Raw genomic sequence first — 15,034 nt, forward strand, 5'->3', positions numbered from 1 at the left:
CCAGGCCGGCTCGTCGGGTCCCGGCAAGGATCTGGCGGCACGTACCGCCGAGATCGTGTTCACGGCGAACCAGACCCTCGACGAGGCGGTCGAGTTCTCCCGCGACCTCAAGGGCCGCATGGCGCGGTTCGGCCGCTCCCCCGACGACCTCAAGGTCATGCCGGGGCTGTTCCCGGTCGTCGGCCGCACCGAATCGGAGGCGCGCGACAAGTTCGAGGAGTTGCAGGCGCTGATCGACCCGGTGGTGGGGCTGGCGCTGCTCAGCCGCATGGTCGGCCACGACCTCTCGGGCTTCGATCCCGACGGCCCGGTGCCGGAACTGCCCGCGACCGAGGGCGCCAAGTCGCGCCAGCAGCTGATGCTCGATCTCGCCCGGCGCGAGGGGCTGAGCCTGCGCCAGCTCTACCTGCGGATCGCCGGGGCGCGGGGCCATTCGCAGATCGTCGGCACGCCGGCCCAGATCGTCGACGAGATGGAGGCGCGGTTCCGGGCTGGCGGCGCGGACGGCTTCAACATCATGCCGCCGACCCTGCCGGGCGGGCTCGACGACTTCATCGCACTGGTCCTGCCCGAGCTGCGCCGCCGCGGGCTGTTCCGTAACCAGTACGAGGGCCGGACCCTGCGGGCGCATCTCGGCTCGCGCCCACCCGCCGCCGGCCGATCGGCAAAGGCACCGGCTTGACGTCGCTCCTCGTGGCAGGTCCCCGGGGAGCGTCGTTGCGAGATCGTGTGGCGAGAGATCCATCGGCGATACCGCGGTCGGAGACGCCAGGTGCATAGTCGATAATTTTGATAAACTAATTTGACTCGTGTGCCCTCATCGGCGACATCGTCCGTGAGACGCCGCCGCGAGCCGCGGTGAGGGGATTCGGTCGAGACCATGACGATGCGCCGCGAGCTTCGCCTGAACGCCTTCCAGATGGCTGCCCCGTCGCACAATTGGGCCGGCCTGTGGCGCCACCCGCGCGACACCCAGGCCGAGTACAACACGCTGTCGTGGTGGACGGACCTGGCACAGACGGCGGAGCGTGGCTTCCTCGACGGGCTGTTCATCGCCGACGTGTTCGGCCTCTACGACGTCTATGCCGGCAATGGCGACGCCGCGCTCCTCGCCGGCGCCCAGGCGCCCAACGCCGACCCGATCCTCGCGGTCTCGGCGATGGCGCACGTCACGCGCCATCTCGGCTTCGGCATCACCTCGAACCTGACCTACGACCACCCGTTCCAGTTCGCCCGCCGCTTCACGACGCTCGACCACCTCACCGGGGGCCGCCTCGGCTGGAACATCGTGACGGGCTACCTCGACAGCGGCGCCCGCGGCATGGGATTGCCGGTCTCGCGCGACCACGACCAGCGCTACGAGGCGGCCGAGGACTTCATGGCGGCCGTCTACAAGCTGTGGGAGGGCTCCTGGGAGGACGGCGCGGTCGTGCGGGACCGGGCGGCGGGCGTGTTCACGCGGCCCGACAAGGTGCATCGCGTCGTGCATGACGGCCCGTACTACAAGGTCGATGCGCGCCACCTCGCCGAGCCCTCGCCGCAGCGAACGCCGGTCCTCTATCAGGCCGGCACCTCGGAGCGGGGCGTGCGCTTCGCCGGGCGGCACGCCGAGAGCGTCTTCCTCAACGGCCCGACGAAACCCGCCGCCGCGAAGGCGGTGCGAAGCGTGCGCGAGGCGGCCCGGGAGGCGGGGCGCGACCCGTACGACGTCCTGACCTTCCTCGGCGCCACCGTGATCGTCGCTCCGACCTCGGCCGAGGCCCGCGACCTGCGCGACGAGTACCGGAGCTACATCGACGCGGCGGGCCAGCTGGCGCTCGTCTCCGGCTGGACCGGGATCGACCTCTCGGGCCTGTCCCTCGACGATCCCCTCGCCTTCCGGCGCACCCACGCGATCCGCTCGACGGTGGAGAACCTCACCCGTGCCGAGCGCCCGACCCTGGTGCGCGACCTCCTCGACTTCACGCCGGCCGGCGCGCGGGCGGCTTTGGTGGTCGGCTCGGCCAGCGAGGTCGCCGACGAGCTCCTGTCCTGGGTGGACGATACGGATGTGGACGGCTTCAACCTCGTGCGCACGGTGATGCCGGAATCGCTCGACGCGGTGGTGACCCTGCTCGTGCCCGAGTTGCAGGCCCGCGGCGTGTTCAAGACCGCCTATCGCGAGGGGACGTTGCGGGAGAAGCTGTTTTCCGGACGCGGCGCGCAGCTGGCCGACAGCCATCCCGGCGCCGGCTTTCGCCGGAAGCGATGAGGCGCTGCGGACGCGACTCGTGCTTCGTCCGAACCGCGCGGCGATCGCGGATGGATGGCGGGATTCCCACGTGGGCCGGTACTGGCAGCCTGTTCGTCCTTCGAATCCACGCAAAAAGAGAGATCGCTTTCATTGACGCGGTCCGCGATACTGGTCGAATATCTCGATAGTTGAAAAATCCAGATCGCAGGATTCTTCCAGAAACGCCCCTGCTAGGTGCGAGATAAGTCCTGGCAGATCTGCGATGACCATCATCAACACGGACGTGGCGCGGCGAGCTGCTTCGACCGACGTCGTCCGATGCCTGCGCGCCGGCGCGCCCCTGTGCCGAATTCCCCGATCCCGGAGCCCACCATGACCGACGTCATCGTCCGCTCGTCCCCCCTGGAGCCTGCCGCCCAACCCCTCCTCGACGGGCTGGTGGCCGAGTATGACGGCCGGTACGGCGCGGTGAACCGGCCGGGCGGCGCCCGGGCCGAGATCCTGCGCTACCCCGCCGAGGCCTATCGCCCGCCGCTCGGGGACTTCCTGCTCGTCGTGCGCGACGGAGAGACGATCGCCGGTGGCGCGTTCATGAGCCACGACGACGTGACGGTCGAACTCAAGCGCATCTGGACCCGGCCCGACCTGCGGCGCCAGGGGCTCGCCAAGCGTGTGGTCCAGGCCCTCGAGGACAGTGCCCTGTGGCTCGGCTACACTCGGGCCTACCTCACGACGGGGTTTCGCCAGCCGGAGGCGACGGCGCTCTACGCCTCCCTCGGCTACCGGCCGCTCTTCGATGGTGCCGCCGACCCGCTGCTGTACCGCTCCCTGCCGTTCGAGAAAGCCCTGGGTTCGAGCGTCGGCCTCACCACCCCGGCCTACCCACCCGCCGCGTCGTTCGAGGCGGCAACCGCCCGCGTCAACGCTCTGAAGGCGGAGCAGGAGCAACGGCTCCTCGCCCGCATCGCAGCGCATCAGGCGCGGGCCGCCTGATCCCGTCGTCACGCCCACCTGCACACCAATCCGCCGCGTCGCCGGCGGGCCTCGCCCGGAACCCCCATGGCCCTGCCCCGTCCCCGCCGGCTCAAGACCCTCGTCGGCGCCCCCACTCTCGTCGCGGCGGCGAACGACGCGGATCCCGGCCACGGCCTGCGCCGCGCGGTCGCGCTCGCCCGCAAGGCCGAGGCCGAGCGGATCACCGGCCTCTTCACGGCCGACTTGCTGCAGATCGATCCCGCAGGCCTTGCCGGAACCGCCGGCGTGCAGGAGCCGCTGATCGCGCTCGCCGCGCTCAGCCAGGCGACCTCCCGAATCGGGCTGGTGGCGACGGTCTCGACCACCTTCCACCACCCCTTCAACCTCGCCCGACAGCTCGCCACCCTCGACCACGTCAGCGGCGGCCGCGCCGCCTGGAACGCCGTGACCTCCTCGGTCGGCGAGGAGAATTTCGGCGACTCCCTGCCGGACCCCGAGTCGCGCTACGACCGGGCCGCCGAGTTCATCGCGGTCGTCAACGCCCTGTTCGACGCCAACGCGCGCGACGCGGTCGCCCGGAAGGCGTCGGGCGCGATTGCGGTCGATCCGTCGAAGTTTCACCGCATCGACCATCGCGGCCGGCACTTCACGGTCGCCGGTCCGCTCAACGTGCCGCCGTTGCCGCAGGGGCGCCCGGTCCAGTTCCAGGCCGGGCAGTCGGAGGCGGGCGTGTCCGTCGGCGCCGCCCATGCCGAGGTGGTCTACACCTCGCAGCCGAGCTTCGAAGGCGCCGTCGCCTTCACGGCCGAGCTGCGCCGGCGCGCCGCCGCCTCTGGGCGTGGGCTCGGCCTGCCCTTCGTGATAAATTCCTTCCATGGCCTCATCGGCGAGTCCGAGGCCGATGTCGGCCGGCGCCTCGCCGAGAAGCACGCCCGGATCGACTACGACCAGGGCCGGCTCAAGCTCGCCGACATGCTGGGCGGGGAGATCGACCTGTCGGGTCTTCCCCTCGACGCGCCCCTTCCCGCGTCGCTGCTGCCGGAGGTGACGCGCATCAACCGCCGGCGCGGCCGGGCCGAGATCTTCCGCCGCTATGCCGAGCAGGGATTGCCGCTGCGCCGGCTCATCATCGAGGCGCAGGAGACCGGCCACTGGTCGGTCGCCGGCACCCCCGAGCAACTGGCCGACGCCCTCGAGGAGCGCTACCGCGCCGGGATCCTCGACGTCGTCACCCTGCACGGGCTCGGCAACCCGGATCAGGAAGATCTCCTGATCAACGGTCTCATGCCCGAGCTGCGGCGCCGCGGCCTGATCGACATCGACTATCTCGGCGAGGATTTCCGCTCCAACCTCGAATTGCCGCCGCTCGCCGGCGCGGATCTCATCAGCGCGGCCTAGGAGAAGATCCTCCCGGTTTCACACCGGCCGGCAAAGCGCTCTGCCCTGTCGTTGCCGATCTTTGGAAGCGGGTTTCGTTGACGACAGGCGACGACAAGGAAGATAATCGCATCAATTCACGACAGATGCTTCGTAATCGCGCGGCTCGGTTTTTCAAACTGCTTCGCCGATCGCGACGAATGCTTGACGCGCAACGCCCCAACCGTGGCGCGGGAGACCGGTACAACCCGCCATGATCCTGATCGCGCTCCTCACCTCGATCGCCGGGCCGCGGCACGGACGCGCCGAGGCGTCGGCGCCCGGACCGGACGCGAACCGGCCTCCCCCGACCGAGCCTGGGGCCGCCGCCTCCGATCGCAGCAGCCCGTGCGGGACCCTCGCGGCACCGCGCCGTTCCGACCGTCCGAGTTCCCGATGAGCTATCGCCTGAGCCTCCTCGACAAGAGCCCGCTGCTGCCCGGCGAGCCGGCCACCGCCGCATTGCAGCGCACGATCGTGCTGGCGCAAGCGGCCGAACGCCTCGGCTACGCACGCTTCTGGGTGGCGGAGCACCACGCCAATCCGGGTCTCGCCGGCACCGCGCCAGAGGTTCTGATCGCGCATCTCGCCGCCCGCACCCAGCGCATCCGTCTCGGATCCGGCGGCGTGCTCCTGCCGCATTACAGCCCCTACAAGGTCGCCGAGACCTTCAACCTGCTCGCCGCCCTGGCACCGAACCGGATCGACCTCGGCATCGGCAAGGCCCCGGGAGGCCTGCCCGACGCGACCCGCGCCCTGCGGCGGCTGCACGATCCGGCAGAGCTTACCGCCTTCGAAGACCTCCTCGCCGAACTCGACCGCTACCTCGCCCCCCCCGAGACGGGGTCCTTGCGCGCCCTGCCGACGCCGCCCGCGGTTCCGGAGCGCATCCTGCTGGGCGCCAGCCCCGACAGCGCACGCACGGCCGCAGCGCTCGGCTGGCGCTTCGTCTATGCCGGCCAGCTCAACGGCGATCCGCGGGCGATCGAGGCGAGCCTGGAAGCCTACGCGCAGGCCGGCGCCCCGGCCCCGCCCCTTCTCGCCGTCACCGCGCTGGCGGCTGCGACCACCGAGGAGGCACGGGCGCTGACCGACCCGCTCCAGGTGGTGCGGGTCACGCTGCCCGACGGCCAGAGCGTCAATCTCGGCAGCGAGGCGCAAGCCGCGGAATTCGCCCGGCAGGCCGGTGCCGCCTCCTACCGGACCGAGGCCCGCCGGCCGCACGTGCTGTCGGGCACCGCCGGGCACGTCCGGGCCGAGTTCGACCAACTCCACGCCCGCTTCGGCATCGAGGAGTTCGTGATCGATACGCCGCCTTCCGCCACGGCTCAGCGCCTCGCCTCCGTGACCCTGCTCGCGGGCGACGCCCCGGCGCTGGCGGCCTGAGAATTCGAGAGCCATGCGATGACCCAGACCCGTCTCACCTTCGGCCTGATGCTCCAGGGCGGCGGCAGCCACATGAATGCGTGGCGCCACCCGAGCAACCCGGTCGATGCCAGCGTCAACCTCGACTTCTTCATCCGCAACGCCCGCAAGGCGGAAGCGAACGGCATCGCCTTCGCGTTCGTGGCCGACGGGCTCTACATCAACGAGAAGTCGATCCCGCACTTCCTCAATCGCTTCGAGCCGCTGACCATCCTGTCGGCGCTGGCGGCGAGCACCGAAACACTCGGCCTCGTCGGCACGGTCTCGACCTCCTACAGCGACCCCTTCACCATCGCCCGGCAATTCGCCTCGCTCGACCTGATCAGCGGCGGCCGGGCCGGCTGGAACGCCGTGACCTCGCCGCTGGAAGGCTCGGGGCGGAACTATAGCCGGCCGCATCCCGAGCACGCGCTCCGCTACGAGATCGCGGGCGAACACCTCGACGTCGTGAAGGGCCTGTGGGATTCCTGGGATGACGACGCCTTCCCGCGCGACCGCGAGACCGGCCGCTTCTTCGATCCCGACAAGCTGCACCGCCTCGACCACACGGGGCGCTTCTTCCAGGTCGAAGGCCCGCTCAACATCCAGCGCTCGGCCCAAGGCCAGCCGGTGGTGTTCCAGGCCGGCTCGTCGGAGGCCGGCATCGGGCTCGCCGGGCGCCACGCCGACGCGGTCTTCGCCAACCACGTGCCGCTCCCCGAGGCGCAGAGCCTCTACCGCAGCCTCAAGGCGAGCGCGGTCGCCCATGGCCGCCGGGCCGACGACCTCAAGGTCTTCCCCGGCGCCGGCCCGATCGTCGGGCGGACCAAGGCCGAGGCCGAGGAGAAGTACCGGGCGATCCGCGACCTGATCTCGATCGACGATGCGCTCGCCTATCTCGGCCGCTTCTTCGATCACCACGATTTTTCCGCCTACCCGCTCGACGCGCCCTTCCCTGACCTCGGCGAGATCGGCCGCAACAGCTTCCGCTCCACCACCGACCGCATCAAGCGCAACGCCGGCGAGAAGGGCCAGACCCTGCGCGAGGCAGCGCTCGAGGCGGCGACCCCGCGCACCGACCTGGTCGGCTCGGCCGAGGCGGTCGCGGCTGAGCTGATCGCCCGCGTCGAGCAGGGGGCGGCGGACGGCTTCGTGCTGGGCTTTCCCGTCATCGGCCAGGGCCTCGACGACTTCGTCGACCTCGTGATCCCGGTGCTGGAGGCGCGCGGCGTCTACGATCGCACGCTTCCCGGAAAAACCCTGCGCGACCACCTCGGCCTCCCGCGTCGCGAAAGCCGCTACGCCGCCGAGGACGCGGCGCCCGCGCGCCGGGCGGGCGGGCGATGACGATCCGGACGGGTGAACTTCAGCGGGGGATCGACCCCGGCATCCTCGCGACGCTCTCCGAGTTCACGGCCTTGCGTCGGGACTTGCACCGGCACCCGGAACTCGCCTTCCGGGAGACCCGCACGAGCAGCCTCGTGGCCGAACGGCTGAACGCCTGGGGCTACGCCGTGACGGCCGGGCTCGGGGGCACCGGGGTGGTCGGGGTGCTGCGGAAGGGGAACGGCGCGCGCCGGCTCGGTCTGCGGGCCGACATGGACGCGCTGCCGATCCGCGAGCGCACCGGCCTGCCCTATGCCAGCGCCACGGACGGCGCGATGCATGCCTGCGGCCATGACGGCCACACCACGATCCTGCTCGCTGCCGCCCGGCGCCTCGCCGAGGCCGAGTTCTCCGGCACGCTGACGCTGATCTTCCAGCCCGCCGAAGAGATCGGCGCCGGGGCGCGGACGCTGCTGGGCGAGGGCCTGTTCGAGCGCTTCCCGGTCGACGCGGTGTTCGGCCTGCACAACTGGCCTGGCGTCCCGCGCGGCCAGTTCGGCTTCGTCGCCGGGCCGGCGATGGCGGCGGTGGACAAGGCGACGATCCGGATCGTCGGCCGCGGCGGCCACGGCGCCTCGCCCCACGAGACCGTCGATCCGGTGGTGGCGGCATCCTCCATCGTGCTCGCGCTGCAGAGCGTGGTGTCGCGCAACGTCGATCCGCGCGAGGCGGCGGTGGTCAGCGTCGGGGCCATCCACGGTGGCGAAGCCTCGAACGTGATCCCCGACAGCGTCGACCTCACGCTCACCATCCGCAGCTTCGAGCCGTCCGTGCGCGACCGGCTGGAAGAGCGGGTTTCCGCGATCGCCCGCGCCCAGGCCGAGAGCTACGGCGCTCAGGCAGAGGTCGACTACCGCCGCGGCCTGCCGCCCCTGCGCAACCACCCGGCGGAGACCGCCTTCGCCCGCGAGGTCGCCCTCGCGACCTTCGGGCCGGAGCGCGTGGCGGACGAGTTCCGCCCGCGGATGGCGAGCGAGGACTTCGCCCACCTGGTGGCGGCGCGTCCCGGCAGCTTCCTCTTCGTCGGCAACGGCGACGGGCCGCCGCTGCACAGCCCGGACTACGACTTCGACGACGCCCTGATCGCGCCTGCCGCGAGCTACTGGGTCCGCCTCGCCGAAACCTTCCTCGCCTGATCCCGCGACTGGAGCGGCCCATGCCCGACCTGTTCGTCTCGACCACGCCCCTCGACCCACGGGCGAAGCCCCTCGTCGACCAGCTGACGCAGGAATACGTCACCCGCTACGGCAGCTACTTCGGCGATCCGCCGGGCGCCGAGATGACCCGCTACCCGCCCGAGGTTTTCGCAGGCCCGGACGGCCACTTCCTGCTCCTCCTGCGCGACGGCGTCGCGATCGCCGGGGGCGCGTTCAAGCGCTTCGACGCGCGGACCGCCGAGCTGAAGCGGGTCTGGACCGACACCGCCTTTCGCCGCCAGGGCCTGGCGCGCCGGGTCGTCGCGGAGCTGGAGGCCCAGGCCGTGCGGCAGGGCTACGTGCGGGCCACCCTCACGACGGGCTTTCGCCAGCCCGAGGCCAAGGGGCTCTATCTCGGCCTCGGCTATACGCCCCTGTTCGACCTCGACGTCGATCCCGAGACCTACGGCATCCTGCCCTTCGAGAAGGCGCTGCCGGGCGCCGCGCTGACGGATACCGGCCCGCAGCGCACAGCCGCCTGATCGAACGATCCCTCACTGTAGCCGAGCCCGATCCCCCATGCCCCTCGCTGCCAACGTGGCGGACCTACCCGCGCAGGCCCGCGCCGCCTCCCCCGGTCGCGACTTCAGCGGCTTTCGCGTCGTCCCGGCCCGTTACCCGGCCCGCACCACAGGCACGATCTTCGCCGGTCTCGTCATCGCGGGCGTCCTGTACTCGGTCCTCTCCAACCCGCGCTGGGGCTGGGACGTGTTCGCCGAGTGGTTCTTCGCCGAGCCGGTGCTGGTCGGGCTCGGGCGCACCCTGCTCCTGACGGCGCTCGGGACGGTCCTCGGCTTCCTGTTCGGCACGCTGCTCGCGCTCGCCCGGGTCTCCGGCTCGCCGCTGCTCTCGGGGCTCGCCTGGGGCTACGTCTGGCTGTTTCGCTCGATCCCGCTGATCGTATTGCTCCTGATCCTCAACAATCTCGGCTATCTCTACGACACGATCTGGCTCGGCGTGCCGTTCACCGGGATCACGCTCGCCTCCTGGCAGACGACGCAAGCGATCACGCCGTTCCTCGCCGCGGTGATCGGGCTGACCCTCAACGCCTCCGCCTTCTCCAGCGAGATCGTGCGCGGCGGCATCCTGGCGGTGGACCAGGGCCAGCACGAGGCCGCCGCGGCGCTCGGGCTCCCGCGCCGCCGCCAGGTCTCGCGCATCGTCCTGCCGCAGGCGATGCGGACCATCCTGCCGACCGCCTTCAACGAGGTCATCAGCATCGCCAAGGGCACCTCGCAGGTCTACATCCTGGCCCTGCCCGAGCTGTTCTACACGATCCAGGTCATCTACCGGCGCAACCTCGAGGTCATCCCGCTCCTGATGGTGGCGACCGTCTGGTACTTGGTGATCCTCAGCGTCCTGTCGTTCGTCCAGCGCCACGTCGAGCGCTACTACGCACGCGGCGCGCTGCGGAACCCGCCGCCCTCGCTGATCGGCACCGCGCTCAAGCGCCTGCGCCGGGCCAGCGCTCCTGCACGGCCCGCCGTCCCGGCCGTCTCACCGTCGTCGGTCCTGCCCGCCCGCCAGGGCGGCGAGATCCGCATCACGAATGTCTCGAAGAGCTTCGGCCCCCTCAAGGTGCTCGACGCGGTCAGCCTCGCCCTGCGGCCCGGCAGCGTGACGGCGATCATCGGTCAGTCCGGCTCCGGCAAGTCGACGCTCCTGCGGGCGATCAACCATCTCGAACGGGTCGATGCCGGCTTCATCGCTATCGACGGCGATCTGATCGGCTACCGCCAGGACGGCGACACGCTCTACGAGCTCAAGGAGAAGGACATCCTCGCCCGCCGCGTCGATGTCGGCATGGTGTTCCAGAGCTTCAACCTGTTCCCGCACCTCACGGTGATCGAGAACATCGTCGAGGCGCCGGTCACCGTTCGTGGCCTGCCCCGGGCCCAGGCGGTCGCCGAGGCGCGCGAGTTGCTCGCCCGGGTCGGTCTCGCCGACAAGGCCGACGCCTATCCGCGCCAGCTCTCCGGCGGGCAGCAGCAGCGCGTCGCCATCGCCCGCGCGCTGGCTTTGCGGCCCAAGGTGCTGCTCTTCGACGAGCCGACTTCCGCCCTCGACCCCGAACTCGTCGGCGAGGTGCTCGACGTGATCAAGGAACTTAGCCTCTCCGGCACCACCCTGGTGATCGTCACCCACGAGATCGGCTTTGCCCGCGAGGTCGCCGACCAGGTGGTGTTCATGGAGGACGGCCGGATCCTCGAACAGGGCCCGCCCTCCCGCGTGCTGACCGCGCCGGACCATCCCCGCACCCGCGAATTCCTCGCCAAGGTGCTCTGACCCTCCCCACCCTTACCCTCCCCCGCCCCTCAGCCCTCCCCCGAAGGACCTCGCCCCGTGCCGACCCGCCGCGACTCGCTCGCCTTTCTCGCCGCCGCCTCGACCGCCCTCCTCTCCGGCCGTGCCTTGGCGCAGGCGATCGACCTCTCCCCCGAGCAGCCCGGCCGCGTCCGCGCGCCCCGCGACGAGGAGGCGATCCGGCTGATCGCCAAGGACGCGAAGTTCGCCCGTGACGGCGTGTTCACGGTCGGCAACAACACCGGGCGTCTCCCCTTCGCGGGCTACGCCAGCGATACGAAGACGGTGATCGGCGCCGAAATCGACCTCGCCCAGCTCGTCGCCGACGCGCTCGGCCGCCGGCTCGAGATCGTCTCGACCTCCTGGGCCGACTGGCCGCTGGGGCTCGCGTCGGGCCGGTTCGACGCGGTGATCTCGAACGTCACCGTCACCGAGCAGCGCAAGGAGAAGTTCGACTTCTCGACCTACCGCAAGGACCTGCTCGGCTTCTACGTCAAGGCGGGCAACCCCCTCGTCATCCGCGAGCCGAAGGACGTGGCCGGGCTCAAGGTCATCGTCTCCTCGGGCACCAACCAGGAGCAGATCCTGCTGCGCTGGAACGACCAGAACGTGAAGGCCGGCCTCAAGCCCGTCGAGGCGCAGTATTACGACGACGACGTGGTGCTCTACCTCGCCCTCGAATCGGGCCGCGCCGACGCCTATCTCGGCCCCAACGCGCTTCTGAGCTTCAAGGCGGCCCGAGAGGGCAAGACGCGGCTCGCCGGCAACTTCAGCGGCGGCTGGCCGGTGGCGGCCGAGATCGCCGTGACGAGCCGGAAGGGGGCGGGCCTCGCGGAGGGCATCACGCACGCCATCAACACCCAGATCCGCAACGGCACTTACGCCACGGCGCTGGCGCGCTGGAACCTCTCGGCCGAGGCGATCGAGGAATCGCGCACCAACCCGCCCGGCCTGCCGCGGGCCTGAGAGCCGAAAGATCCCCATGAGCGTCTCCATGAGCGTCCCCAGGAACCTCTTCATCACGAGTTTGCGGCGCCGGCTCCTGCCGCTCCTCGTCGGCGCGGCCTGCGCCGGAGCGATCCTGCCCGCCGCGGCGCAGGGTGCGCTCGTCGACCTCGGACCCGAGCAGCCCGGCCGGGTCCGCGCCGAGGCCGACCCGGCGGCGGTCGCCCGGCTCCCGAACAGGTACCGGTTCGTCGAACCGGGAACCCTCACGGTGGCGATCACCCCGGGCGGCCCCCCGCTCGGCACCTACGCGACCGATGCGAAGACCGTCATCGGCGCGGATCCCGACTTCGCCCAGCTCGTCGCCGACAGCCTTGGGCTGAAGCTCGCCCTCGTCCCGGTGGCCTGGGCCGACTGGCCGCTCGGCCTCGCCTCGGGGCGCTACGACGCGGTGATCTCGAATGTCGGCGTCACCGAGCAGCGCAAGGAGAAGTTCGACTTCTCGACCTATCGCCAGGGCCTGCACGGCTTCTTCGTGCGCGCCGACAGCAGGATCGACCATATCCGCGAGCCGAAGGACGCGGCGGGGCTGACGATCAGCGTCGGCGGCGGCACCAACCAGGAGCGCATCCTGGTCGAGTGGAGCCGACAGAACGTAGCGGCGGGCCTGAAGCCCATCGACCTGCAGCTCTTCGACGACGAGGCGGCGCGCCTCGTCGCCTTGCGCTCGGGCCGGGCCGACGCGGTGGTGCAGCCGCACGCCCAGCTCGTCTTCGTGGCGGCCCGCGACCGGGATATCCGGCGGGTCGGCACGCTCAGCGCCGGCTGGCCGCTCAAGTCCGACGTGGCGATCGCGACGCGGAAGGGCAGCGGCCTCGTCGATGCACTGACGCAGGCCACCAACGGCCTGATCGCGAACGGGACGTATGGTCGGATGCTCGCGCGCTGGGGCCTGGAGGAGGAGGCGCTGCCGCGCTCCGAGACCAACCCGCCCGGCCTGCCGAAGTACTGACGCGATGGCGCTCCTCGCGATTCCGCGCCTCGCCTTCCTGGTGCCCCACAACGTCGCAGCCGCCGCTATCGCCAGATCCTCGCCGATGTCGCGCCCCTCGTCGCGCCCAGGCTCGGCTGGGCGGCAGCGTGATCCTGACCGCAATCCGGACCGGCCGTCGCCGAAGCGAGCAGCGGCCTGACGGCGGCGGGCGAGAGGCACGACAAGGAGAGGGCCAAGGAGAGATCATGGACGATCCGCGCGACCATTTCGGCGCCCTCATCGGCGACACGCCGCTCCTCGAACTCCGGCGCTTTTGCGAGCGGCGGGGCCTTCGGGCCCGCATCCTGGCCAAGGTCGAGGCACTGAACCCGGCGGGCAGCATCAAGGACCGCACCGCCTGGGGCATCATTCGCGCCGCCGAGGCCGAGGGCCGGCTGGTACCGGGACAGCTTCTCGTCGACCTCACCAGCGGCAATACCGGGATCGGCCTCGCGGCGCTCGCCGCGGCCCGGGGCTACCGGGCGAAGTTCTACCTGCGCGCCTCGACGAGCCACGAGAAGGTCGCGCTCATCCACCGCTACGGCGCCGAGACCGTGCCGATCGACGATGCGGAGTTCCTCGCGCCCGGCGGTGTCGACGCGATCATCGACCGCGTGCGGCGCGACAATCCCGACGCCTTCTACACCGACCAGCGCGCCAATCCGGCCAATCCTCGCATCCACCACGACACGACCGGCCCCGAGATCTGGCGCGACACGGACGGTGCCGTCGACATCCTGGTCGCGGCGATCGGGACGGGCGGGACGATCTCGGGCACTGGCCGCTTCCTCAAGGCGCGCAAGCCGGGGGTGACGGTGGTGGCGGTCGAGCCGGCCCCCGGATCGGTCCCGACGCGCGAGCGGCCGCATGTCGACACCGTCGAGGGCGTGCACCGCGTGACCGGGGTCGAGGCGGGCCTGCTGCCGGCGAATTTCGACGCAGGCGTCGTCGACGCGTTCATCCCGTGCGAGACCCGCGAGGCGCGGGCGGCGGCCCGGACGCTCGCCCGCGAGGAGGGCCTGTTCGCAGGGCCCTCCTCCGGCGCGGTCCTGCACGCCGCGTCCGTGCTCGCCGGACGCCGGGAGCATGCCGGGCGAACGATCGTGGCGATCGTCGCCGATGGCGGCGAGCGCTACCTGTCCCAGGACCGGGCGGACGAGATCGAATCGGCGGTCGAACGGCCGTAGGCGCTTTCTCCGGCTCACGCCGTCGAGGGTTCGCCCCGGTGCTCGGACGTCATCAGCGTGGGGGAGCGGCGCTCACAGGCACGGGCCGCTGCGTCAGCGCCACGCCCGCGATGCAGAGGGCCGCCCCGGCGACGAGCGTGGCGGTGAGCGGCTCGTGCCGGATGACCACTCCCCCGGCAAGGGCGAAGACTGCCTGCAGCAGCGTGAACGGCGCCAGCCGCGTCATCGGGCACCGGGCGAGGAGCCAGAACCACAGGCCGAAGCCGCCGATGCCCCCGAGCAGCACGGTGTAGGCGAAGGACAGCCACGCAGCCTGGTCCGCCTGCGCCAACGCCCGCAGCTGTCCCGCCTCCGTGACCGCGGAGACCGCCAGAACCTGCGGCACCGTGAACAGCGACATCCAGGCCATCAGCCTCATGGGGTCGAGCGGACCGTATTTCTTCGTCAGCACGCTGCCGCAGGCCAACGCCAGGGACGAACCGATGACGAGAAGCGTCGGGACGAGCGGAGCGACAACCTCAGGGTCGGCAACAGCCAGGGTCACACCGGCGAAGGCGATCAGGACGCCGACGACGACGTGCCACGACGGCCGCTCGCCGAGCAGCGGCCAGGCGAGGATCAGGGCGAAGGGCGACCACAGCTGGTTGGCGATGCCCGTCACGCTCGCCGGGGCCCCGGCGAGCCCGACGAAGGCGAGACCGAAATTGAGCCCGCCCAGGACGATCGACAGGAGGAGGATGACGCGCAATTCACGCATCGTCGGCCACCCGACGAACGGCAGGAGGATCAGCGCCACCACCGCGAAGCGCAGACCGAGGAAGGACAAGGGCGGGAAGGTAGCCAGACCGACCTTGACGATGGCGTACTGCACGCCCCAGAGGAGCGGCACGAGCACGGCGCAGAACGTCTCCAGCGGAGTCATCGTCGTCCTCTCCGAATCCGGTGATCCGTCGAT

General features: G+C 71.1%; 13 protein-coding genes. 12 read left to right on the forward strand and 1 reads right to left on the reverse strand.

All coding sequences use genetic code 11. The features are described 5' to 3' along the window. From FF100_RS18080 to FF100_RS18135, 12 genes are all read left to right on the forward strand, one after another. Positions 1 to 682 (forward strand): LLM class flavin-dependent oxidoreductase (locus FF100_RS18080; RefSeq protein ID WP_139037086.1); only part of this gene is annotated, 682 nt, incomplete at its 5' end. Between the two features lie 198 nt (positions 683 to 880). Then, complete coding sequence (locus FF100_RS18085; protein WP_139037087.1) at positions 881 to 2,251, forward strand: LLM class flavin-dependent oxidoreductase; 1,371 nt, start codon at positions 881 to 883, stop codon at positions 2,249 to 2,251. Between the two features lie 354 nt (positions 2,252 to 2,605). Further along, positions 2,606 to 3,226 (forward strand): GNAT family N-acetyltransferase, encoded by a 621-nt coding sequence (locus FF100_RS18090; protein ID WP_139037088.1) that lies wholly within the window; start codon positions 2,606 to 2,608, stop codon positions 3,224 to 3,226. 66 nt (positions 3,227 to 3,292) lie between these two features. Next, a complete protein-coding gene (locus FF100_RS18095; RefSeq protein WP_139037089.1) occupies positions 3,293 to 4,606 on the forward strand; it encodes an NtaA/DmoA family FMN-dependent monooxygenase in 1,314 nt (437 codons plus the stop codon). Positions 4,607 to 5,020: 414 nt separating this feature from the next. Continuing rightward, the gene (locus FF100_RS18100; protein WP_139037090.1) at positions 5,021 to 6,010 is read left to right on the forward strand and encodes an MsnO8 family LLM class oxidoreductase; all 990 of its coding nucleotides are present in this window, start codon (positions 5,021 to 5,023) and stop codon (positions 6,008 to 6,010) included. An 18-nt stretch (positions 6,011 to 6,028) separates the two neighbouring features. Beyond that, complete coding sequence (locus FF100_RS18105) at positions 6,029 to 7,375, forward strand: LLM class flavin-dependent oxidoreductase (protein ID WP_139037091.1); 1,347 nt, start codon at positions 6,029 to 6,031, stop codon at positions 7,373 to 7,375. Then, complete coding sequence (locus FF100_RS18110) at positions 7,372 to 8,550, forward strand: M20 aminoacylase family protein (RefSeq protein ID WP_139037092.1); 1,179 nt, start codon at positions 7,372 to 7,374, stop codon at positions 8,548 to 8,550. The genes FF100_RS18105 and FF100_RS18110 overlap by 4 nt, the downstream gene beginning before the upstream one ends. Positions 8,551 to 8,570: 20 nt before the next feature. Beyond that, on the forward strand, positions 8,571 to 9,092 hold the full coding sequence (locus FF100_RS18115; RefSeq protein ID WP_139037093.1) for a GNAT family N-acetyltransferase: 522 nt from the start codon (positions 8,571 to 8,573) through the stop codon (positions 9,090 to 9,092). A gap of 37 nt (positions 9,093 to 9,129) precedes the next feature. After that, positions 9,130 to 10,896 carry an amino acid ABC transporter permease/ATP-binding protein gene (locus FF100_RS38375; protein WP_139037094.1) on the forward strand — a complete coding sequence of 589 codons (1,767 nt, stop codon included), beginning with the start codon at positions 9,130 to 9,132 and terminating at the stop codon, positions 10,894 to 10,896. A gap of 57 nt (positions 10,897 to 10,953) precedes the next feature. Continuing rightward, positions 10,954 to 11,880 carry an ABC transporter substrate-binding protein gene (locus FF100_RS18125; RefSeq protein ID WP_139037095.1) on the forward strand — a complete coding sequence of 309 codons (927 nt, stop codon included), beginning with the start codon at positions 10,954 to 10,956 and terminating at the stop codon, positions 11,878 to 11,880. A gap of 28 nt (positions 11,881 to 11,908) precedes the next feature. Then, positions 11,909 to 12,871, forward strand: a complete 963-nt coding sequence (locus FF100_RS18130) for an ABC transporter substrate-binding protein (RefSeq protein ID WP_139037096.1) — start codon at positions 11,909 to 11,911, stop codon at positions 12,869 to 12,871. Between the two features lie 227 nt (positions 12,872 to 13,098). Next, the gene (locus FF100_RS18135; RefSeq protein ID WP_139037097.1) at positions 13,099 to 14,079 is read left to right on the forward strand and encodes a PLP-dependent cysteine synthase family protein; all 981 of its coding nucleotides are present in this window, start codon (positions 13,099 to 13,101) and stop codon (positions 14,077 to 14,079) included. 52 nt (positions 14,080 to 14,131) lie between these two features. On the opposite strand, the gene FF100_RS18140 is transcribed toward FF100_RS18135, so the two are convergent. Beyond that, positions 14,132 to 15,001, reverse strand: coding sequence for a DMT family transporter (locus FF100_RS18140; protein ID WP_139037098.1), 870 nt, complete (start codon positions 14,999 to 15,001; stop codon positions 14,132 to 14,134). Positions 15,002 to 15,034 lie beyond the last annotated feature (33 nt).

It is taken from the genome of Methylobacterium terricola, assembly GCF_006151805.1.
Lineage (GTDB): Bacteria > Pseudomonadota > Alphaproteobacteria > Rhizobiales > Beijerinckiaceae > Methylobacterium > Methylobacterium terricola.